This is a genomic window from Pseudomonas paralactis, from assembly GCF_001439735.1.
Classification (GTDB): domain Bacteria; phylum Pseudomonadota; class Gammaproteobacteria; order Pseudomonadales; family Pseudomonadaceae; genus Aquipseudomonas; species Aquipseudomonas paralactis.
This window is the reverse complement of record NZ_JYLN01000002.1, coordinates 52,169-71,268: the sequence shown is the minus strand read 5'-3', so window position 1 is coordinate 71,268 and position 19,100 is coordinate 52,169. Positions and strand designations below refer to the sequence as shown.

General features: G+C 59.5%; 24 protein-coding genes and 1 tRNA gene. 10 read left to right on the top strand and 15 right to left on the bottom strand.

The annotated features are described in order from the left end of the window. Positions 1 to 117 precede the first annotated feature (117 nt). Entirely contained in the window at positions 118 to 1,266 is a 1,149-nt protein-coding gene (gene yiaY / locus TX23_RS04565) for an L-threonine dehydrogenase (RefSeq protein WP_057701214.1), read from the top strand. A gap of 87 nt (positions 1,267 to 1,353) precedes the next feature. Continuing rightward, positions 1,354 to 2,028: an NAD(P)H-binding protein gene (locus TX23_RS04560; RefSeq protein ID WP_057701213.1), complete on the top strand. Its 675-nt coding sequence runs from the start codon at positions 1,354 to 1,356 to the stop codon at positions 2,026 to 2,028. On the opposite strand, the gene TX23_RS04555 is transcribed toward TX23_RS04560, so the two are convergent. Next, entirely contained in the window at positions 2,000 to 2,476 is a 477-nt protein-coding gene (locus tag TX23_RS04555) for a DMT family transporter (RefSeq protein ID WP_057701212.1), read from the bottom strand. The two genes, TX23_RS04560 and TX23_RS04555, sit on opposite strands and share 29 nt — an antisense overlap. Before the next feature lie 77 nt (positions 2,477 to 2,553). Here TX23_RS04555 and TX23_RS04550 point away from each other — a divergent pair, with 77 nt between their 5' ends. The 4 genes from TX23_RS04550 to TX23_RS04535 all read left to right on the top strand — a co-directional run bounded on the left by TX23_RS04550 (position 2,554) and on the right by TX23_RS04535 (position 5,238). Next, positions 2,554 to 3,471 carry a LysR substrate-binding domain-containing protein gene (locus tag TX23_RS04550; protein WP_407071376.1) on the top strand — a complete coding sequence of 306 codons (918 nt, stop codon included), beginning with the start codon at positions 2,554 to 2,556 and terminating at the stop codon, positions 3,469 to 3,471. Between the two features lie 15 nt (positions 3,472 to 3,486). Then, entirely contained in the window at positions 3,487 to 3,903 is a 417-nt protein-coding gene (gene fos / locus TX23_RS04545; RefSeq protein ID WP_057701210.1) for a fosfomycin resistance glutathione transferase, read from the top strand. A gap of 47 nt (positions 3,904 to 3,950) precedes the next feature. Continuing rightward, positions 3,951 to 4,592: a LysE family translocator gene (locus tag TX23_RS04540; RefSeq protein ID WP_057701209.1), complete on the top strand. Its 642-nt coding sequence runs from the start codon at positions 3,951 to 3,953 to the stop codon at positions 4,590 to 4,592. Between the two features lie 118 nt (positions 4,593 to 4,710). After that, positions 4,711 to 5,238, top strand: a complete 528-nt coding sequence (locus tag TX23_RS04535) for a DUF4142 domain-containing protein (protein WP_057701208.1) — start codon at positions 4,711 to 4,713, stop codon at positions 5,236 to 5,238. A gap of 53 nt (positions 5,239 to 5,291) precedes the next feature. On the opposite strand, the gene TX23_RS04530 is transcribed toward TX23_RS04535, so the two are convergent. From TX23_RS04530 to TX23_RS04510, 5 genes are all read right to left on the bottom strand, one after another. Continuing rightward, positions 5,292 to 5,708, bottom strand: a complete 417-nt coding sequence (locus TX23_RS04530) for a low affinity iron permease family protein (RefSeq protein ID WP_057701207.1) — start codon at positions 5,706 to 5,708, stop codon at positions 5,292 to 5,294. Positions 5,709 to 5,819: 111 nt separating this feature from the next. Continuing rightward, complete coding sequence (locus TX23_RS04525; protein ID WP_057701206.1) at positions 5,820 to 6,320, bottom strand: methylated-DNA--[protein]-cysteine S-methyltransferase; 501 nt, start codon at positions 6,318 to 6,320, stop codon at positions 5,820 to 5,822. Positions 6,321 to 6,459: 139 nt separating this feature from the next. After that, positions 6,460 to 6,870 carry a type II toxin-antitoxin system HicB family antitoxin gene (locus tag TX23_RS04520; RefSeq protein ID WP_057701205.1) on the bottom strand — a complete coding sequence of 137 codons (411 nt, stop codon included), beginning with the start codon at positions 6,868 to 6,870 and terminating at the stop codon, positions 6,460 to 6,462. A gap of 22 nt (positions 6,871 to 6,892) precedes the next feature. Further along, positions 6,893 to 7,075, bottom strand: coding sequence for a type II toxin-antitoxin system HicA family toxin (locus TX23_RS04515; protein WP_057701204.1), 183 nt, complete (start codon positions 7,073 to 7,075; stop codon positions 6,893 to 6,895). A 167-nt stretch (positions 7,076 to 7,242) separates the two neighbouring features. Further along, on the bottom strand, positions 7,243 to 8,136 hold the full coding sequence (locus tag TX23_RS04510; protein ID WP_057701203.1) for a LysR family transcriptional regulator: 894 nt from the start codon (positions 8,134 to 8,136) through the stop codon (positions 7,243 to 7,245). A 95-nt stretch (positions 8,137 to 8,231) separates the two neighbouring features. Between TX23_RS04510 and TX23_RS04505 the strand changes: the two genes are divergently transcribed. Further along, positions 8,232 to 9,401: an MFS transporter gene (locus tag TX23_RS04505; RefSeq protein WP_057701202.1), complete on the top strand. Its 1,170-nt coding sequence runs from the start codon at positions 8,232 to 8,234 to the stop codon at positions 9,399 to 9,401. A gap of 94 nt (positions 9,402 to 9,495) precedes the next feature. Here the strand turns inward: TX23_RS04505 and TX23_RS04500 are convergent. The 4 genes from TX23_RS04500 to TX23_RS04485 form a co-directional block, all read right to left on the bottom strand. Continuing rightward, positions 9,496 to 9,569, bottom strand: a tRNA-Gly gene (locus TX23_RS04500). A gap of 111 nt (positions 9,570 to 9,680) precedes the next feature. Next, positions 9,681 to 10,565, bottom strand: coding sequence for an alpha/beta fold hydrolase (locus TX23_RS04495; protein ID WP_057701201.1), 885 nt, complete (start codon positions 10,563 to 10,565; stop codon positions 9,681 to 9,683). Between the two features lie 302 nt (positions 10,566 to 10,867). After that, complete coding sequence (locus TX23_RS04490) at positions 10,868 to 11,560, bottom strand: pseudouridine synthase (protein WP_057701200.1); 693 nt, start codon at positions 11,558 to 11,560, stop codon at positions 10,868 to 10,870. Continuing rightward, positions 11,550 to 11,762, bottom strand: a complete 213-nt coding sequence (locus TX23_RS04485) for a cysteine-rich CWC family protein (protein WP_057701199.1) — start codon at positions 11,760 to 11,762, stop codon at positions 11,550 to 11,552. The genes TX23_RS04490 and TX23_RS04485 overlap by 11 nt, the downstream gene beginning before the upstream one ends. A 244-nt stretch (positions 11,763 to 12,006) precedes the next feature. Between TX23_RS04485 and TX23_RS04480 the strand changes: the two genes are divergently transcribed. Beyond that, positions 12,007 to 12,366, top strand: a complete 360-nt coding sequence (locus tag TX23_RS04480; protein ID WP_057701198.1) for a hypothetical protein — start codon at positions 12,007 to 12,009, stop codon at positions 12,364 to 12,366. A gap of 158 nt (positions 12,367 to 12,524) precedes the next feature. After that, on the top strand, positions 12,525 to 12,977 hold the full coding sequence (locus TX23_RS04475) for a DUF3757 domain-containing protein (protein ID WP_057701197.1): 453 nt from the start codon (positions 12,525 to 12,527) through the stop codon (positions 12,975 to 12,977). Here TX23_RS04475 and TX23_RS04470 read toward each other — a convergent pair. Beyond that, a complete protein-coding gene (locus tag TX23_RS04470) occupies positions 12,963 to 14,075 on the bottom strand; it encodes an enoyl-CoA hydratase/isomerase family protein (protein ID WP_057701196.1) in 1,113 nt (370 codons plus the stop codon). The two genes, TX23_RS04475 and TX23_RS04470, sit on opposite strands and share 15 nt — an antisense overlap. A 136-nt stretch (positions 14,076 to 14,211) precedes the next feature. Between TX23_RS04470 and ung the strand changes: the two genes are divergently transcribed. Continuing rightward, positions 14,212 to 14,904, top strand: coding sequence for a uracil-DNA glycosylase (ung, locus tag TX23_RS04465; RefSeq protein WP_057701195.1), 693 nt, complete (start codon positions 14,212 to 14,214; stop codon positions 14,902 to 14,904). A gap of 38 nt (positions 14,905 to 14,942) precedes the next feature. On the opposite strand, the gene TX23_RS04460 is transcribed toward ung, so the two are convergent. From TX23_RS04460 to TX23_RS04445, 4 genes are all read right to left on the bottom strand, one after another. Next, on the bottom strand, positions 14,943 to 15,971 hold the full coding sequence (locus tag TX23_RS04460; RefSeq protein WP_057701194.1) for an AbrB family transcriptional regulator: 1,029 nt from the start codon (positions 15,969 to 15,971) through the stop codon (positions 14,943 to 14,945). Further along, positions 15,964 to 17,478 carry a tripartite tricarboxylate transporter permease gene (locus tag TX23_RS04455; RefSeq protein ID WP_057701193.1) on the bottom strand — a complete coding sequence of 505 codons (1,515 nt, stop codon included), beginning with the start codon at positions 17,476 to 17,478 and terminating at the stop codon, positions 15,964 to 15,966. The genes TX23_RS04460 and TX23_RS04455 overlap by 8 nt, the downstream gene beginning before the upstream one ends. Before the next feature lies 1 nt (position 17,479). After that, the gene (locus tag TX23_RS04450; protein ID WP_057701192.1) at positions 17,480 to 17,938 is read right to left on the bottom strand and encodes a tripartite tricarboxylate transporter TctB family protein; all 459 of its coding nucleotides are present in this window, start codon (positions 17,936 to 17,938) and stop codon (positions 17,480 to 17,482) included. 148 nt (positions 17,939 to 18,086) lie between these two features. Next, positions 18,087 to 19,070, bottom strand: a complete 984-nt coding sequence (locus TX23_RS04445) for a Bug family tripartite tricarboxylate transporter substrate binding protein (protein ID WP_057701191.1) — start codon at positions 19,068 to 19,070, stop codon at positions 18,087 to 18,089. Between the last annotated feature and the right edge of the window lie 30 nt (positions 19,071 to 19,100).

Below are 19,100 nucleotides of genomic sequence, written 5' to 3'. Positions count from 1 at the left end.
GGTCTACTCGAAATCGGCTGGGGGGGTGACTTTATCACGAGCCGGCGTTGATCCTGATCAAGATGCGCCATGCGGTACCGGTGGATTCTGTCGGCATAAAGCCTCTGAGGATCGACCATGAGCAGCACATTCTTCATCCCCGCCGTCAACATCATGGGCAGCGACTGCCTCGACGAAGCCATGACCGCCATTCGCGCCTACCACTTTCGTAAAGCCTTGATCGTCACAGACGCCGGCCTGGCCAAAGCCGGTGTGGCGAGCCTGATCGCCGAGAAGTTGGCGATGCAGGATATTGACTCGGTGATCTACGACGGCGCCAAGCCCAACCCCACGGTAGAAAACGTCGAGAAGGGGCTGGCGCTGCTGCAACAGACGGCCTGCGATTTCGTGGTGTCCCTGGGCGGCGGTTCGCCCCATGACTGTGCCAAGGGCATTGCTCTGTGCGCCACCAACGGCGGACGCATCGGCGACTATGAAGGCGTCGATCAGTCGAGCAAGCCGCAACTGCCACTGGTCGCCATCAACACCACCGCCGGCACCGCCAGCGAGATGACGCGGTTTTGCATCATCACCGACGAAACCCGTCACGTGAAAATGGCCATCGTTGATCGTAACGTCACGCCGCTGCTGTCGGTCAACGACCCGGCGCTGATGGTTGGTATGCCCAAGAGCCTCACCGCCGCCACCGGGATGGATGCGCTGACCCACGCCATTGAAGCCTACGTGTCCACCGCCGCCACACCGATCACCGACGCCTGTGCGATCAAGGCCATCGAGCTGATCAGTGCCAACTTGCGCCTGGCGGTGCGCGACGGCAATGACATGGCCGCACGGGAAAACATGGCTTACGCACAGTTCCTCGCCGGTATGGCATTTAACAACGCGTCTCTGGGGTTTGTGCATGCCATGGCGCACCAACTGGGCGGTCTGTACGACCTGCCCCATGGCGTTTGCAACGCCGTGCTCCTGCCTCACGTACAAAGCTTCAATGCCAGCGTCAGCGCCAAGCGCTTGAGCGACGTGGCCCGTGCCCTGGGCGCGGACATCAAGGGCATCACCGTGGAGGAGGGCGCCCAGGCCGCCATCTCGGCAATACGCCGGCTGTCTCAGGACGTGGAAATCCCCGCCGGCCTGCGTGAGCTGGGTGCCAAGTTGCAGGACATCCCGGTGCTGGCTGCCAACGCGTTGAAGGACGCGTGCGGGTTGACCAACCCACGTCGGGCGGATCAGCGCCAGATTGAAGAGATATTTCGTAGCGCGTTTTGATGGGGCAGCCTCTGGCGGCAGGCGTTAAGCTACACGCTCAACACGTTCCACTTGAGCAAGTTTGCGGCGTGCCGCTGAGGTTCCCTAATGAGAGTTCTGTTATTCGGCGCCACCGGTATGGTCGGCCAGGGCGTGCTGCGCGAGTGCCTGCTCGCGGCGGATGTGCAGGAAGTGGTCGCCGTCGGCCGCACGCCCCTGACCCAGGCACATGGCAAGCTGCATCAGGTGTTGCACAGCGACATGCTCGACTTCCAGCCCCTGGAAAACCTGCTGCAAGGTTTTGATGCGTGTTTCTTTTGCCTCGGCGTATCGTCGGCGGGCGTGAACGAAGCCCGGTACACCCACCTCACCTATGACCTGACCCTGGTGGCTGCCAGCACGCTGGCGCGGCTTAATCCGCAGATGACGTTCATCTACGTGTCCGGCGCCGGCACGGACAGTTCCGAGACGGGCAAGTCGATGTGGGCGCGGGTCAAGGGCAAGACCGAAAACGCTTTGCTGCGTCAACCGTTCAAGGCGGTGTATCTGTTCCGTCCGGGGATCATCCAGCCGTTGCACGGCGTGCGCTCAAAGACGCCTTTGTATCAAGCTTTCTACAGTGTGCTGGGGCCGGTGCTTTCGTTTGTGCGGCGGGTAAAACCGGCTTGGGTGGTGAGTACCGAGGCTGTTGGCCGGGCAATGTTGCAGGCCGCGAGCCAGGGCGCGCCGCAGCCGGTGGTGGAGCAGGCCCAGATCAATCGCTTGGCTGCTGAGCGCCACTGAACTGAATCAATGCCACGCCGCCGATCAGCAGCAACGCGCCCAACACTCGCGGCGTTGTCAGTTGGCGTTGCACCAGGCCGAACAGGCCGAAGTGGTCGAGCAGCAACGACGCGAGAATCTGCCCGGCCATTGCCAACGCAATAAACCCTGACGCGCCGAGCTTGGGCAACAGCATCAACGCCAGTGAAATAAAACACACGCCAAAGGCGCCACCGGCCCACATCCACAGCGGTGCCTTGGCGATAAACGTCAGGCTCGGCAAGGGTAGGCGCAGGGCGATAATCACCGGCATCAGCACGATGATGCTCACTAACAACGACGCCAGCGTGGCCCACAATGGGTGGCCGAGCCCGCGCCCCAGGTTCGCATTGATCGCACTTTGAAACGGCACCACGGCTCCGGCGATCACCGCCAGCGCTAACAACCCCACCCAATGCAACACGCTCATCTTCACGCTCCCAGAAGTTTTGCTGGACTCTAGGCTATTCGTCACGCAAATTTAAATTCCAAGTTCTTATGTCGACCATGCATCTGATGAATGATCTGCGCCGCATCGACCTTAACCTGCTGGTGGTCCTGGACGCCTTGCTCAGTGAGCACCATGTGACCCGCGCCGCCGAGCGCCTGCACCTGAGCCAGCCGGCGGTGAGCCACGCGTTGGCGCGGCTGCGCGATATGCTTGGTGACCCGCTATTGGTGCGTCAGGGCGGCGCGCTGGTACCCACGGCTCGTGCCCTGGAGTTGGCAGCGCCATTGGCCCAAGCGCTGGGCCAGGTGCAGGCATTGTTGGCGCCGAATCGTTTTGACCCCGCCTCGGCCAAGCGCCGCTTTCGCGTGGCGATGTCGGACTACAGCGCGGCGATCCTGCTACCCGGGTTGGTTCGCATCCTGCGCAATGAAGCGCCTGGCATCGACCTGCAGATCATCCAGGCCAGCCGCGAAGGCATGGTGGATGGCGTGCTCAATGGCGATCTCGACCTGGCGGCTGGCGTATTCCCCGACATGCCCGCTGAACTGCGTACGACGGCCTTGTTCGAAGAGCATTACACCTGCCTGGTCGACCGCCACAGCCTTGCACCCGGCGGTGTGTTGGACCTGCCGACTTACCTGTCACGCCCCCATGTACTGTTGGAAATGCGCGGCAGTGGCACGCCGGAAATCGAACGGGCACTGTCTGCAATTCGTGAGCGGCGGCATGTGGCAATCAGCCTGCCGCATTGGGGCGTGGCGCCGCAGTTGATCAAGGGTACGGACTTGATCTTGACGGTGTCGTCCCGGGGTTTACTGAATATCGATCATCAACAGTTGCTGACCGTGCCACCGCCGTTTCATATTCCTTCGTTTGCTTTTGAGCTGGCCTGGCATATGCGGCGGGGTGGGGATGCTGGGTTGCAGTGGTTGATTGCGCGAGTGGGCGGTGTATTGTCCGATCATCACCGATAATAAGAGAAAACCTGAATGCTGACCGGCTTCAACCACCTGACCCTGGCCGTCACCGACGTGCCGCGCAGCGTCAACTTTTATCACCATCTGCTGCGCCTTCAACTCGATGCCACCTGGGATAACGGTGCGTACCTTTCATTGCCCGGGCTTTGGCTGTGCGTGTCGCTGGACCCGATGCGCTCGACCACTGAGGCAGTGGACTACACCCATTACGCCTTCAACGTCGATGCCGTTGATTTCACCGCGTTGGTCGGACGCCTGCGGGCCGCCGGCGTGCCGGAGTGGCGTGACAACCGCAGCGAAGGCGCGTCGTTTTATTTTCTCGATCCCGACGGCCACAAACTGGAGGTGCATGTCGGCGATCTGGCCTCGCGCCTGCAAGCCTGTCGTGCCAAGCCCTATGCCGGAATGAAGTTTTACCCACCGCGCTGAAACATGCAGAATCCATCATCTTTAAGTGTCCGTCGGAGCGTCTATTTATGACCCTATCCTTGCTGTTCGCCGTACTGGCTTCGGGTTTTATTTACGGCATTACCCCGGGCCCTGGCGTCCTGGCGGTGTTCGGCATCGGTGCGGCCCGAGGCCGGCGTGCCGGAGCGGGCTTTTTGTGCGGGCATTTGCTTGGCGATGTGGTGTGGTGCAGCACTGCGCTTATTGCCATCGTCGGTGCGCGCGAAGTCGGCAGCAGTGCGTTCGATGTATTGGGTGTGCTCAGCGGTGTGTATTTGTTCTGGCTCGGCTGGCGTGCGATTCGTACCCAGCGTCGCAGCAGCGATGCGCCTCAGGGCGCGGCGCGCCACCCATTCTGGCATGGCATCGTGTTTGGCTTGACCAACCCCAAGGCTTACCCGGTTGCCGTGGCGACCTTCACCGCATTGCTGTCCAGCCGTGCCGAGTTGTTGACGTGGTCGATGCTGCCGACGTTGATATTCCTCAGCTTTGTAGGCGGCTTTTTGGCCTATGGGATTTTGATCGGTGTGGTCGGCGCCCAACGAGTGCGTACGGTGTATCAGCGCCATGAAATTCTGATCACCAGGCTCTGCGGCGTGATGTTCATCGGCTTTGCCATTAATGCTCTGGCGCACGCATTGCCGGGCTTGTTCGCAAACAAGTCGGCGTGAGGTAAAGACAACCGTTCGTCGCACTGGCAAGTTTTTTCTAAACCTTTGCGGCTCTGAAAATTCGAATTCAGGGCGGGTGTAGATCCCCGCACCTATTTTTGCTCTGGAGGAACCCATCATGAGCCGCATGGCTATCCGGTTACGCACCGCCAGTTTCGCGATGCTGCTGGGCCTCGGCGCCAGCAATGCTTTCGCCCAGTCGCCTGCTGAATTTATCGAGCAGGCTTCGGCCAAAGGTATGGCCGATATCGAAACCAGTCGCATGGCCCACGCCAAGACCTCGTCCCAAGAGATCAAGGACTACACCATCGAGGTCATCAACGAGCGCACCCTGGCCAACCAGCACTTGGCCGCCATCGCCAAGAAGCTCGATTTGCCGGTCGCGCCAAGGGAAAAGATCGTCGATAAAGCCGAAACCCTGATGCCTGAACTCAAGGACGGCGACTCCTTTGACGCCGCCTATACAGCCCAGCAGGTCAAGGAAAGTGAAGACGCCATCGCCCTGTTCAAGAAAGAAGGCGCCGCGTCGGATGTGCCGGAGATAAAAGCGCTGGTGGATGAGACGCTGCCCAAGCTTGAGGAGCGCCTGCAAAAAGCCCGTGCCCTGGCATCGACCTATGGCAAGGGTCACCAAGGTGACGGTTAAGACCGTCGCCTGAAACGAAAACGGCGGTGGGAGCTATCCCAACCGCCGTTTTTTTATGCCTGGTTCAAGTCTGTCTTGGCCGGCGCCGCGTTGTCAGCGCAACCGTTGTTCACACTCAGGCTGCTGGCGCTGCCAATGTTGCGGTATTCCTGGCGCAGCTTTTCCAGCTCCTTGCGGTCCAGGCCATCGAGGCTGAGCACGGCGTTCTGGGCATCTTTGGACACGCGCAGCAGCTCGTCAATCTTGATATGCAGGATATCGTTGTCGCGGTTTTGCGTGTTCTGGATCAGGAACACCATCAGGAACGTGATAATGGTCGTCGAGGTATTGATGATCAGTTGCCAGGTGTCGTTGTAGTGGAAATAGGGCCCACTCAGGCCCCATATCAGGATCAGCGCCACCGCTGTGTAAAAGGTTCGGGGGCTGCCTGCCCAGCGCGACAGGGTTTGGGAGACTGTGGAAAATTTCATTACCGTTTCCTTTGTGAAGAGGTGATAAATCATTGACCACGTCACTTCTCTGAAATTTCTTTTAACAATTGTCTCGGTGCCCAGTGCTGGAGGGTTCAATCGCCTTCAAAGTTAGAACGCCAGCTCTGCCTGACCTGCGCCTTCCAGCGCCAGCAAATACTGCTTGGCCTGCAACCCGCCGGCAAACCCGGTCAGGCTGCCTGATGCGCCAATCACTCGGTGGCAGGGGGCGATGATTGAGATTGGATTACGCCCATTCGCCGCACCGACTGCGCGTACTGCCTTGGGGTTGCCGATCTGTTGGGCAATCTGGCTGTAGCTGCGCGTTTCGCCGAAGGGAATTGTCAGCAGAGCCCGCCAAACCTGTTTCTGAAAATCGGTACCGGCGAAATCCAGCTCCAGCTCAAATTGATTACGTGTTCCGGCGAAGTATTGCGTTAACTGGCGTTGGGTTTCCAGCAGTATCAGGCTGTCGTTGGCCTCGACCAATTGACCCAGGCGCACGCGGTTCGCGCGTTCCACTTCCCATAAAATGGCGCTCAGTTTGCCGTTGCGCGCCACCAGCGTCAGTTCACCGACAGGGGAAGGCATGAGCTTGAATTGGTAGGTCATGAGCGGGCTCCTCGAACAGGCGATTAATGGGGATGACGCTACTCTAGTTCCGCCAGCCGGTCGGGAAACTACGTTTCTTGCGGTCAAATTCTTTTCAACTGACTGTTCCAGTAAACCCTTCGGTTTTGCTCCGCCGCGATTATCGACCCTGTTGCAATACCTTGAGTGCGGCCGAGGCCAGAAACCCCGAGCGGCTTTTTTCTTCCGGGTGATTCAGTACATAGTCATCGATACGATTCAACAGATACCCCGGCAGGGTGATGTTGAGTTTTTGCGCCTTGCCCAGGTACTTGGTGACGTCGATGTCTACCACCGCCCAGGTGCAGCCTGCGTACTGTGGGTTGGCGGCATGCAAGGTGACTTTCTGAGCGCTGGGGATCGGCGCGCCATCTTCTGCAAGAATTTCGAAGTGCCCCTCAATGGCTTCGCGAGCCATGGCCATGGCGTCGTCCAGGTCATCGCCGGCGGAATAGCAACCAGGAATATCCGGGACTTCCACGCCCCAGGCATGGTCCTTGTCGCCCGTTGAAATTGCGATGGGATAAAGCATATGTGTTGCCCTCCAGGGCCGGTTAACTCAGCAGAGCCTGTTTCAAAATGCTCTTGGCGGTTTTATCCAACAGGTCCTTTTTAGGATGAGGAATCGTGACCAGTCCGGGCTTTATCGGGTGCTTGAAGTGGTGATGACTACCCCTGATGCGCACCAGATACCAACCGTTTGCAACGATGTGACCTATCAAGTATCGGCTATCCACATCACCTCCTTGTGGTGTGTGTTGGTGGTGACTATAACTACTGAAAAAAATTTATCAACACTCTACCTACCGACGGTCGATGTCCGGTATTTCGGTAGCGGTTGAATGAAGTGTATGAGGCCGGTGGAATGGCGTCGCGCAGACGTATTGCGGGATTTTTCGCGGTATTACCGGATGTGGAATGCCTGCCCGAGTACCCCCAGAAATGCGTCCACCAATACGCCTCTTTCTGACGTTGGGGTAAGTACCAGCAACTGCGCACATGCCTCCGCTTCCTGCATCGGCCGATACGTCACGCCTTTGTTCATCAAGCTCTGGGTGCATTCCGGCACCAGCGCCACGCCTTGCCCGGCCGCCACCAGGGCGATAATGGAGGTGATCTGTCGCCCGGTCGGCCCGGGGCGCAGCGGCTGGCCGTGGTGTCGGTAAAGTTGCTCAATGGATTGGTTCAAGCCAGACCCATAATCGGCCGGAAACAGAATCAGCGGATAAGTGCTCAGTTGCGCCACGCTGAGCATGGTTTGGCTGGCCAATGGGCTGTCGCTGGAGACGGCGGCCACCAAGCGCTCCTCGCCCAGCGATAACGCCTGGACCTCGGCGCTTTGCGGCCACAGCCGGCTCAAGCCGATATCCAGGCGTCCGTCCGCCACCTGGGCGCCCAAGCTGCCGGAGGCGCATTCCACCAGGGTCAATTGCACTTCGGGAAAGCGCTGGGCGAATGCCTGGATCGCCTGGCTGAACAGGTCCGACAGGGCAATTGAGCTGGCATATCCCAGCGCCAATTGGCCCGCGGTGCCGGCGGCCAATTTACCGGCAATCACTTGCGCCAGTTCTACTTGCTCCAACACACCGCGGGCATAGGGCAGGAATGCACGGCCCTGGGCGGTGAGGGTGACTGTACGGCTGGTGCGGTCAAACAGCTTGAAGCCCAACTCGGCCTCCAGCGCAGAAATCTGCCGTGTCAGCGGCGGCTGCGCCAGATGCAGGCGAAGTGCCGCGCGGCCGAAGTGCAGCTCTTCAGCGACCGTCAGAAAGTAACGCAGCTTGCGTAGGTCGAGCATCCTGGTCCTTGGGTATCAATCGGTCGGAATTCGGTATTGGTTAAAGACACGCCAGCCATTCTATAAAGGCCGCACGAAATAAAACGAGAGGTTTCATGAAGCCGCATTTGCATTGTGCCCGCCTTGCCCTGTTCCTGTGTGGCTGTGCGGCGTTCCTCAACCTCTACGCCACCCAGAGCATCCTGCAGGTGTTTGCGGCGCAGTTTGGCATCAGCGCCAAGGCTGCGGGCTGGAGCATTACCGTGACCACGCTGGCGGTGGCGATTACCGCGCCATTCGTCAGCCATCTGACGCGGCGCTTCGAGCAACGCACGGTGATAAGCGTAGCGGCGCTGCTGCTGGCGGGGCCGGCCTTGATGACGGCTTATGCTGACAGCTTCACTGAAGTGTTGGTGTGGCGCTTTGTCGAGGGCATGTTGATCCCCATCGTGTTTGCCACGAGCGTGGCTTACATCGGCGATCGCTGGAGCGGCGGCACGGTGACTGAAGTCACCAGCCTGTATGTGGCGGGTACGGTGCTGGGTGGGTTCGCCGGACGGTTCGTCACCGGGGTGGTGACCGAGTATGTGGGCTGGCGCGAAGCATTTGAGTGGCTGGCCGTATTGAGCTTGATGGTGGGTGGTTTTATCCAATTTCTGTTGCCAGCCAACCGCCCGCGGGTGAAGCCGGGCAGGGCGGCGTGGTCAGGTGTTTTGCGCAAGCCGCTGTTGGCCGCCTATGCCGTAGGCTTTTGTGTTTTGTTCTCGCAAGTCGCAGCCTTTACCTACGCTGGTTTGTACCTCGGCCTACCGCCGTTCAACCTTGGGCCCGCGGCCTTGGGAGCGTTGTACACGGTATTTCTATTGGCACTGATCGTGATACCTATCGCCGGCCGCCTCAGCAAAACCCGCCCCCAGGCCGAACTGCTGAGCATCGCCGCGGTGCTGGGCGTTTTTGGTTCGGCCCTGACCCTGGTGCCTTCGCTGTGGTGCATTGTGGTGGGCCTGGCCTTGAGCTCCACCGGCGTGTTCCTCGCGCAGGCAGCCGCCAACGCCTTCATCACCGCCAGCGCGGGCGACAGCAAGGCAGGAGCGGTGGGGGTCTACCTGACCTGTTACTACCTGGGCGGCAGTTGCGGAGCTATCGTGCCGGCGCTGATTTGGGCGCGCTGGGGCTGGGCCGGGTGTGTGGGGCTGATCATCGGTTTGCAACTGCTGATTCTGTTGATCGCGCTGGTGGGCTGGAGGCCTGCTAACCCCGGGCTGATGAGTGCGCAACGTTCTTGAACCTCAAATCCCAGGCATAAAAAAACCGGTCACCAGGGACCGGTTTTTATGCATCCTTCGTCAGATTCATCCTGACGCAGGTGCCACATTCAAGTGGAGCGGGTAGAGGGAATCGAACCCTCAACTAAAGCTTGGGAAGCTTTCGTTTTACCACTAAACTATACCCGCTCAGAGCGGCTGACTTTGTACCAGATGTTCGCCGCAATTTGAAGTTTTTCTTTGAAAAATGTGTGGGTTGCGTGTGGCGAGTGTGCTTGTTCGCCATCGCCAGTCTCCCTTTCAAATGGCAGCGGCATGCTGCGTCTGCCCCTGGTGATATCGCAACCGGCTCATCTGTCGCTCTGATTTCAGGAAGCCCACCACGGCCTCACGGCTATCCCGGCACGCCGCTTTGTGCTCCATATCCAGAAAGTGCCCTGTCGCCTGGATGGTGCTGAAGCTGCTCTTGGCCACATGCTGACCAAACAGTTTGGCATCCTCGGCGCTGGTGTACTCATCCCATTCGCCGTTCAAAAACAGCACTGGAATATCGATCTGCCTGGCCGCTCTCAAGTAGCACAGCCGGTCGCTGTTGAGCACGTGGCTGATGTGAAAGTGCATCTGCCCGTATTCGTGCTCGGCCAGGTTGCTGACGTGGCGGTAGTTGAAGCGCTTGAACAGCGACGGCAGATGCTTGCCGATGGTGCTGTTGACCAGGTGGCCGACACGGTCGCGGTCGAGGTTGCCGAGGTAATCGACACCGCGCTCAAGGTAATCGCGCATGGGGGCATTGATCACTGGCGAGAACGAGCTGATCACGGCTTTTTCCACACGTCGAGGCCGGTGTGCAAGCGCGACCAGAGTGGCGGCACCGCCCCATGAAAAGGACAGTACGTGTTCAGCGGCGAAGTGGTCGAGCAGTTCCAGCAGGATCTGGCCCTCAACTTCCTTTGTCAGCATTTGCTCATGGCGGTTATGGATTTTGGAGCGGCCGGCGTAAGGCTGGTCGTACAAAACCACATTGAATTGCGGGTACAGGCTTTTCACGGTTTGAGCGAAGGACGCCGTGGTCGCCATGGAGCCGTTGACCAGGACGATGGTCTTTTCAGCCGCGTCCGCGCGATAGAACTCCGTGTACACCCGATACTGACCCTGTATATCCAGCACAGCGATTTCTGGCCTCATGTCGTAAGACTCCTGGCAAGCGGGTAGTGCGCGCAGATCACTCTGCACGAGCTTTGTGACAGGTAGGCATACGCCTTGAAATGAGGGCCCATGTCGGTCCGATTGGCTGGCCGGCGGGTGTTGTTATGAGGGGCGGTTTGCCGGGAAGGCCCGTCGGTCGAGCACGGGCGAGGCAAGGTGTTTCTTGGAGGTTATAGGGCGATTCATCAGTCATGATGTGGCGCAAGCCCTGAGTCAAGCAGCACAACTGCCAGGCCGCAAGTTCAAAGGCCGGTTTTTTGCGATCGCAGGCCGAACGGTCGTCAGACCTGCCGTATTTCGTCGTCGGTCAGTGGTCGGTATTGGCCCGGCGCAAGGGATGTGTCCAGCACCAGGGGGCCCATCCGCTCGCGATGCAGGCCGATCACCTTATTGTCGAAATGGCCGAACATCCGCTTCACTTGGTGATAGCGGCCTTCGATGATGCTCAAGCGCGCCGTCCGTGGGCCCAGCAACTCAAGTTCAGCAGGCTGGGTGGTGAGATCTTCGAAGGCGAAATACACACCTTCGGCAAAAGTTGCTGCGTACTGCTCGCCGATCTCTTGCTCGGTTTCCACGCGGTAAACCTTGGGCAACTTGGTCTGTGGTTGGGTCAGGCGCCGCGACCATTGGCCATCGTTGGTAATCAGCATCAGGCCGGTGGTATTGAAATCCAGACGACCGGCGATGTGCAGCTCGGCCTTGTCCGGCACATCCAGCAGGTCCAGAACGGTGGGATGTTGCGGGTCCGCGGTGGCACTCACGCAGCCCTGGGGTTTGTGCAGCATGAAATAGCGCGCCGGTTTGCCTGCCTGCAGTACTTCCCCATCAACGCAGACATGGCTGAATTCGCGCACTGGATGATGGGGGTCGCTGATTTCTACACCGTCGACGGTCACTCGGCGCCCCGCCAGCAGCAGGCGCACTTGCTGGCGATTGAACTGCGCCAGGTTGCTGAGGAAACGATCAACGCGCATTGCGGTTACGTAACTCTTCGTCCGCCTGGGCACAACGGGGACACAGGCAGGCTTTATTACGCAGTTCATCGGGCAAGGCTTCAAGCACCGCCGGATCGATAGTCACGCTGTAGCACCAGCATGGCTGGTCAGCGGTGCGCGGATCGGCCAGGACGCAGTCGTTGCGAGCACCGCAGGCAGGGCAAAGGGAGGGTGTGGTCATCGGTCGGTTCAGGCAGAAATCGGGCAGGGGCGCACAAGTGCTTGCACGATACAGCGCCGCTCAGCCCTGTTCCATCACCACGTTCTGAAGACCGGCATTCACTTCGTCTGAAACAGATGTTTCTACTTATGTCGTCGGCGCACCAGATTCGGTTTTTGATGTCAGATATTTCGTCATTCAGTGAAGGCTGAATGCCGCTCTCCAGCGTCGCTGGAGCAGCTCTTCCGCGGTCCAGGAGGCCGCCATGTATAGACGACTGCTGCTTATCGCTTTGCTCGGCCTGACCCTGTCAGCTTGTGTGCCCTATTACGATGGAGGCGCCACCTACTATCGCTCCGAAGTCTATACCGCACCGGCGCCCGCCTATTACTACGGCGGCCCGCGCTACTCTCCCTATGGACGCAGCTATTACACCCCTGCGCCTCGCTACTATGCACCACAACCTCGCTATTACTCGGCGCCGCGCTATTACCAGCCGGCACCGCGTTATTACCCAAGAGCGGGTTACCGGCCTTATTCCAATCAGGGCTGGGGTAATCGCTGGGGCAACGGCGGGCATGGGCGGGGTGCCGATCACGGCGGGGGCCGCGGCGGTCATCGTTAAATATTTTGAAAAACAAGCGGCGCATCAAGCGCCGTTTTTTATAGGTACCGTATGTCCGTACTGTCAGATTTAACAGCTATCTTTGAGGCGATAGCTGTATTTCACTAGCGAAAAGCCCCTGAGCTTTACGTGGTGAAACTGAGCAGATGGAACCCCCTATGTTCAAACTATCGATTTGCGTGTTCCTGCTGATGACCGGCGTCATTGCATCGGCCAGAGCGGAGCAAGGCTGTGCTTACCCGGCACAGGTTTCGTATGTCGACGGCCATTATCGCGTCGAGAGCAACGACCTGCGGTGGCAAAGCCCGAAGGTCAAGTATCGGGGCCTTGTCGAAGGCTTCATCGGCGCGGTCTTTATACCGGGTGAGGACGAGCAGAGGGAAAACGGCTACATGGACAAATGCATCTATCGCACCGCTTGGGGCGGCGTTGTAGCGCTGAGGCCCTACAAGGGCAGCAAGATTATCAACATGTCATTGACCAGTACCCTCTACTGGGAGCTGCGGGCCGGTGCGTTCAAACTGCCGGAATATACCTGCACGGACAGCCAGCCGGACAACTGCGCTTTCAACATCAACGACAAGAGCACCGACCTGTCAGTAGTCAGATAAATCTGCCAGAGGATGCCTACCTTCCCACGCCTTGTTAAAGTGCGCATGCACAACCGCTTCCGGAAGGGTATTGATATCCGGCCAATGCCAATGAGGTGTCTGGTCCTTGTCGATCAGGCGCGCTCGAACACCCTCCGCGAACTCCGGATGGCGGCAGCAATTGAGGCTCATGGTGTACTCCATCTGAAACACCTGGGCCAGGGATAGATGCCGGGCACGCTGGATCTGCTCCCACACCAGGTGGGCCGTCAGTGGGCAACCTTCGCTGAGGGTTTTACCTGCGCGGGCCAATAGCGGGTCGCTGTGATCACGCAACAGGCTCAACGCACGCCAGGCACACCGTATATCACCCACATCCAGGCATTCATCGATCAGCCCACGGCGCGGCAACCATTGCGCTTCGGGTTGTTGGCCGACCGCCTCCTGGGCAAGAGCCTTGAGCAAACTGGTGAGCTGCATTGCGGCCTGTTCCTGCCAGTTCAATTGCAGCAGGCCGTCAAGCAGCTCGTTTTGCTGGTCATCACGCAGCAAGCGATCAGCCAGGCCCAGGTCCAGGGCATCGCGGCCGTTGACATGGGCGCCGGTAAGGCCCAGGAACAAACCGAGCTTGCCCGGCAGGCGTGACAGAAACCAACTGGCACCTACATCCGGGTACAGCCCGATGCTGATCTCGGGCATGGCCAGGCGACTGCTCGGCGTGACGATGCGTACCGAGGCACTTTGCAACAGCCCCATGCCGCCGCCCAATACATAGCCGTGGCCCCAGCAAATCAGCGGTTTGGGGTAGGTATGCAAGTGGTAGTCGAGACAATACTCGGCAGCGAAAAACTGCGCGGCCAGGGTCGGAACTTCGCCGGGTTGTTCACGGCATTCCTGAGCCAGACTGCGCACTTCACCCCCGGCGCAAAAGGCTTTTGGCCCGTTGCCGCGCAACAGCACACAGGCAATTTGCGCGTCTTTGGCCCAGGCATCCAGGCGTTCTGCCAAGGCCAGGATCATGGGCAGGGAGAGGGCGTTGAGGCTCTTTGGCGCGTCCAGGCTGGCGATGCCTATGCGCGCACCGCCGTTGCCGGCCAGTTCTTCGAAGTGCAGGTTCATTGTGACCTCAATCAAGCAGGTGAAGGATGAGTATGATCCCTTCGTGGGAAAGTGCCGGTGGTGTGTCAGATCAATTGACAAGCGGGGTCGGCTTTCCTAGGGTTCGCCTCATTCTTTTTTACAAGACAATTCAACTATGACCGATGGCGACCGTATCAAACTCGAACCCAGCTGGAAACACGCCCTGCGCGATGAGTTCGAGAAGCCCTACATGGCCCAGTTGCGCGAATTCCTGCGCCAGGAACATGCCGCCGGCAAAGAGATCTACCCGCCCGGCCCGTTGATTTTCAACGCCCTCAATTCCACACCCCTGGACAAGGTCAAAGTCGTGATCCTTGGCCAAGACCCTTACCACGGTCCGGGCCAGGCCCATGGCCTGTGCTTTTCGGTACAACCGGGCGTGCCGGCACCGCCGTCGCTGGTCAATATCTATAAAGAGCTCAAGCGCGACCTGAACATCGACATTCCCAATCATGGCTACCTGCAAAGCTGGGCCGATCAGGGCGTGTTGATGCTCAACACCACAATGACTGTGGAGCGTGCCAATGCCAACGCCCATGCGGGCAAGGGCTGGCAGTTCTTTACCGATCGAATTATCGAGGTCGTCAGTGAGCACCAGCCGCACTTGGTGTTTTTGCTGTGGGGCGCCCATGCTCAGGGCAAGCAGAAGCTGATCGACGCCACCAAACATTTGGTATTGACGTCAGTGCACCCGTCGCCGTTGTCGGCGTATCGGGGGTTTATTGGGTGTGGGCATTTCAGCCGGACCAACAAGTTTCTTGAGCAGAATGGCGAGACGCCGATTGAGTGGAGGCTGCCGCCAATCTAAACGCTCTCACATTCAAAATGTGAGAGCGTTTGGATTGTTTACGGCTGGCGGTTCCAGTGCCTGAACAATGGCTCCGCCAAAAACAGCACAAATAGCAGACGCATCACCTGCATCGCCGTCACCAACGGCACCGACAATTGCAATGTCTCTGCCGTCAGGCTCATCTCGGCAATGCCGCCAGGCATCATGCCCAGCGTCAGTGAGCGCAGGTCCAGGTGCGTCAATGCGCTCAACCCCACCGCCGCCAATGTCGCCAACGCCATGGTCAACGCCGTGCCGATCAAGGTACGGCCCAGGAACACCGGCGCGCTGCGGAAGAACTGCCGATTGAAGTGGCAGCCCAAACCGCTGCCGATCAGCCATTGGCCGATCTGGCTGCCGCCGTCGGGCAGGCCGATGTGTAAGTCCCAGGTCACGCTGGCGATGGCACTCACCAGCAATGGCCCGAAGAGCCAGGGATTGGGTTGGCGCAAACGCTGCCAGCCCCAGGCCACCAGTGCACCTATCGGAAACAGCAGGGCCAGCCAGGCCCAGTCCACAGGCGCCGGGTGAAACTGCGGTGCACCGCCACCCAGCAAATACTTGAAGATCGCCGGCACACAGAGCACCACCACCAGCACGCGCAAACTCTGCCCAGCCGCGACCCGGCTCAGCACCGCGCCATTACGGGCGCCGAGGTTGACCATCTCTCCGGAGCCGCCCGGCATACTCGAAAAAAACGCTGTGGCGCGGTCTTCACCGCTGCGGCGCATCAACCACACGCCGACCACGCTCGACAAACTGGTGACCAGAGCACCGAAGAAGATCAGGCCAAAGTGGCTCATCACTTGTTCGATCACCAGCGGCGTGAAGTGCAAGCCAATGCCGATGCCCACCACCCATTGGCCGCATTTGCGCCCGCCGGGGATTTCCGCCAGTTGCCATGGCGTCAGGCACCGCACCAGGATGATCGCCAGCAACGAGCCGACCATATACGGCAAAGGCCAGCCGACCAGGCTGGCCAGGTAACCGCCGGCCAGGCCGACCAGCGGTGTTCCCCACCAATGTTTAAAGGTGACTTCAGACATCGGCTACGGCACGGCGCTGCAAGGAGCGCTTGCGCCAGATACGCAGCAATGGCACGAGCAGCATGATGGCGGTCAGTACCCACACACCGAAGGTGATCGGACTGGACCACAGGATTTCCAGCGCACCATTGGAAATCGACAATGCACGACGCAGGTTCTGCTCCATCAGACCACCGAGGATAAAGCCCAGCAGCAACGGCGACAGTGGGAAGTCCAGCTTGCGCAGGATGTAGCCGAAGATGCCGATGGCGATCATCAGGAACAGATCGAAGGTGGTGGCATGTACGGCGTACACACCAATTGCGGTGATGATGGCGATCACCGGTACCAGCGCCCAGTTCGGCACCGCAAGGATGCGCGTGAAGATGCGGATCATCGGGATGTTGAGGACCACCAGCATGATGTTGGCGATAAACAACGAGGCGATCAGGCCCCAGACGATATCAGGTTGCTGTTGAAACAGCAGCGGACCGGGGGTGATGTTGTACAGCGACAGCGCGCCGATCATCACTGCCGTGGTGCCCGAACCAGGAACGCCGAGCGTCAGCATCGGCACCATGGCGCCGCAGACCGATGCGCCGATCGCGGTTTCCGGAGCCGCCAGGCCGCGCATGTCGCCTTGGCCGAATTTGCCGCTGGCGCCTGCGATACGCTTCTCGGTCATGTAGGCCACAGCCGAGGCCATGGTCGCGCCGGCACCGGGCAAGACGCCGATGATAAAGCCCGACACCCCGCAGCGCAGGTTAACGGTCAGTACCGACAAGGCTTCCTTGACGTTGAACATCATGCGCCCGGTAGCTTTCACGGCTTCCTGGCCACGGTGGGTTTTTTCCAGGAGCAGCAGGATCTCACTGATCGAGAACAAGCCCAGCACCAGAACCACGAACTGGATGCCGTCGGTCAGGTGAATATTGTCGCCGGTAAAACGGTAAACACCACTGTTGGCGTCGATGCCCACGCACGCAAGGAACAGGCCGATCAGCGCCGACACAAAGGTTTTCAGCGGTTTGTCACCGGCCATGCCGCCCAGGCAAACAATCGCAAATACCATCAACACAAAGTATTCCGCCGGTCCAAAGGCAATCGCCCATTTGGCCAGCAATGGCGCAAACAGCACCATGCCGCAGGTGGCGATAAATGCACCGATGAACGAGCTCCAGGCCGACAACGATAACGCCACACCGGCCATACCTTTACGGGCCATCGGGTAGCCGTCCAGGGTGGTCATCACGGTAGAGGCTTCGCCCGGGATGTTGAGCAGGATCGAACTGATCCGGCCACCGTATTCGCAGCCCAGATATACGGCTGCCAACAGAATCAGCGCTGATTCGGGCGGCAAGCCCAGGGCAAACGCGATGGGAATCAACAGTGCCACGCCGTTGATTGGGCCCAGGCCCGGCAGCAGGCCGACCACGGTGCCGATAAGGGTGCCGCACAGTGCGGTCACCAGGTTGTAGGGGCTCAACGCGACGCCGAAGCCCTGGCCCAAATAGCCAAAAGTATCCATATCAGTTCTCCAGAACGTCGAGCAGACCGAGGGGCAGTGGCACGTCCATGGTTTTATCGAACAGCAGATAAAGACCGATGCTCATCAAGGTGATGATCACTACGCTGGGCAGCCAGCGGCCGCCGTACAGCCGCGCCATCGGAATACCGATCAGCATGCTGCTGAGAATGAAACCCAGGGATTCGAAAGTGGCTGCAAACACCAGCAGCAAGGCCACGCAAATCCCAATTTTGATGAGCGTCGGGCGGTCCAGCGCCGGCTCATCCTCGGTGTGCTTGGTCGGTTGCGGGCGAATCAGCATGTAGATCAGTGCCAGCGCCATCAGCCCGATCAGCAGCAGGGGGAAGGCCCGAGGCCCTACCGGTTCGTAGGAAAAGGCCGCCTGATACGGCCAGGCCATCAGCGCCAGGCCGACGCAGGCCAGTAGCATCGCGGCAGCGAAAATGCGTTGTAAGAGCATAGAAAACTCCAAGGCCCCTCTTGTAGGAGCGAGCTTGCTCGCGAAAAACGTCAACGATGACGCCGGCCATCCTGGATGCACACGGTGTACTTGCGTTTTTCGCGAGCCAGTTCGCTCCTACAGGGGCATTACACAAAAGAGGAGGCGATTACTGAATCAGGCCGAACTCTTTGGCCAGCACTTTGTAGTCAGCCACCTGTTTCTTCACGTAGGTGTCCAGCTCCGGGCCGGTCATGGCGAACGGGAACAGCTCGCGCTGGTCACGCAGCTTGGCGAACTCGTCGGAGGCCAGCAGCTTGTCGAAGGCGTCTTTCCACCAGGCATAGTCGGCATCGCTGACTTTTGGCCCCAGGTAGAAACCGCGTACCACAGGCCAGACGATGTCGTAGCCTTGCTCCTTGGCGGTGGGGATGTCTTTCATTTCCGGCTCGTCCAGGCGTTTCTCGGAGAACACCGCCAACAGGCGCATGTCACCGCTGAGGATGTGCGGCATGGAGTCGGAGATGTCGGTACTGCCTACCTGGATATGACCACCGAGCAAGGCGGTAGCGATTTCACCGCCGCCTTCCAGGGCTACATAGCGCAGCTCACGCGGGTTGATCCCGGCAGCCTTGGCGATCAGCGCGGTTTGCATCCAGTCCTGGCTGCCGACGGTGCCGCCGGAACCTATCACCACGCTGCCCGGATCTTTCTTCAAGGCTTTTACGAGATCGTCGAGGGTCTTGTAGGGCGAATCACTTTTCACTGCGATGGCACCGTAGCTGGTGCCCACCGCTGCCAGCCAGCGCACAGCGCTCTCATCGAAACGACCGAACTTGCCCTGGGCCAGGTTCAGCAGCGAACCGCTCGACCAGGCGACCAGCGTGCCGGCATCCGCAGGCCGTTGGGCGACCACTGCGTTGTAGGCCACTGCGCCCACGCCGCCGGGCATGTAGGTCACACGCATCGGCTTGCTCAGCAGCTTCTGATTGACCAGCGCGCTTTGCGCCAGTTTGCAGGTCAGGTCAAAACCGCCGCCGGGCGAGGCCGGGGCGATACATTCCGGGCGCTTGGGCTCGTCGGCGGCCAGCAACTGGCCGGCGAACAACATGCAGCCGGCGGCGAGGGCAAATTTACGCAGTGAAGGGTTCATGGTTATCTCCATCGTTGTTGTTATCAGGTT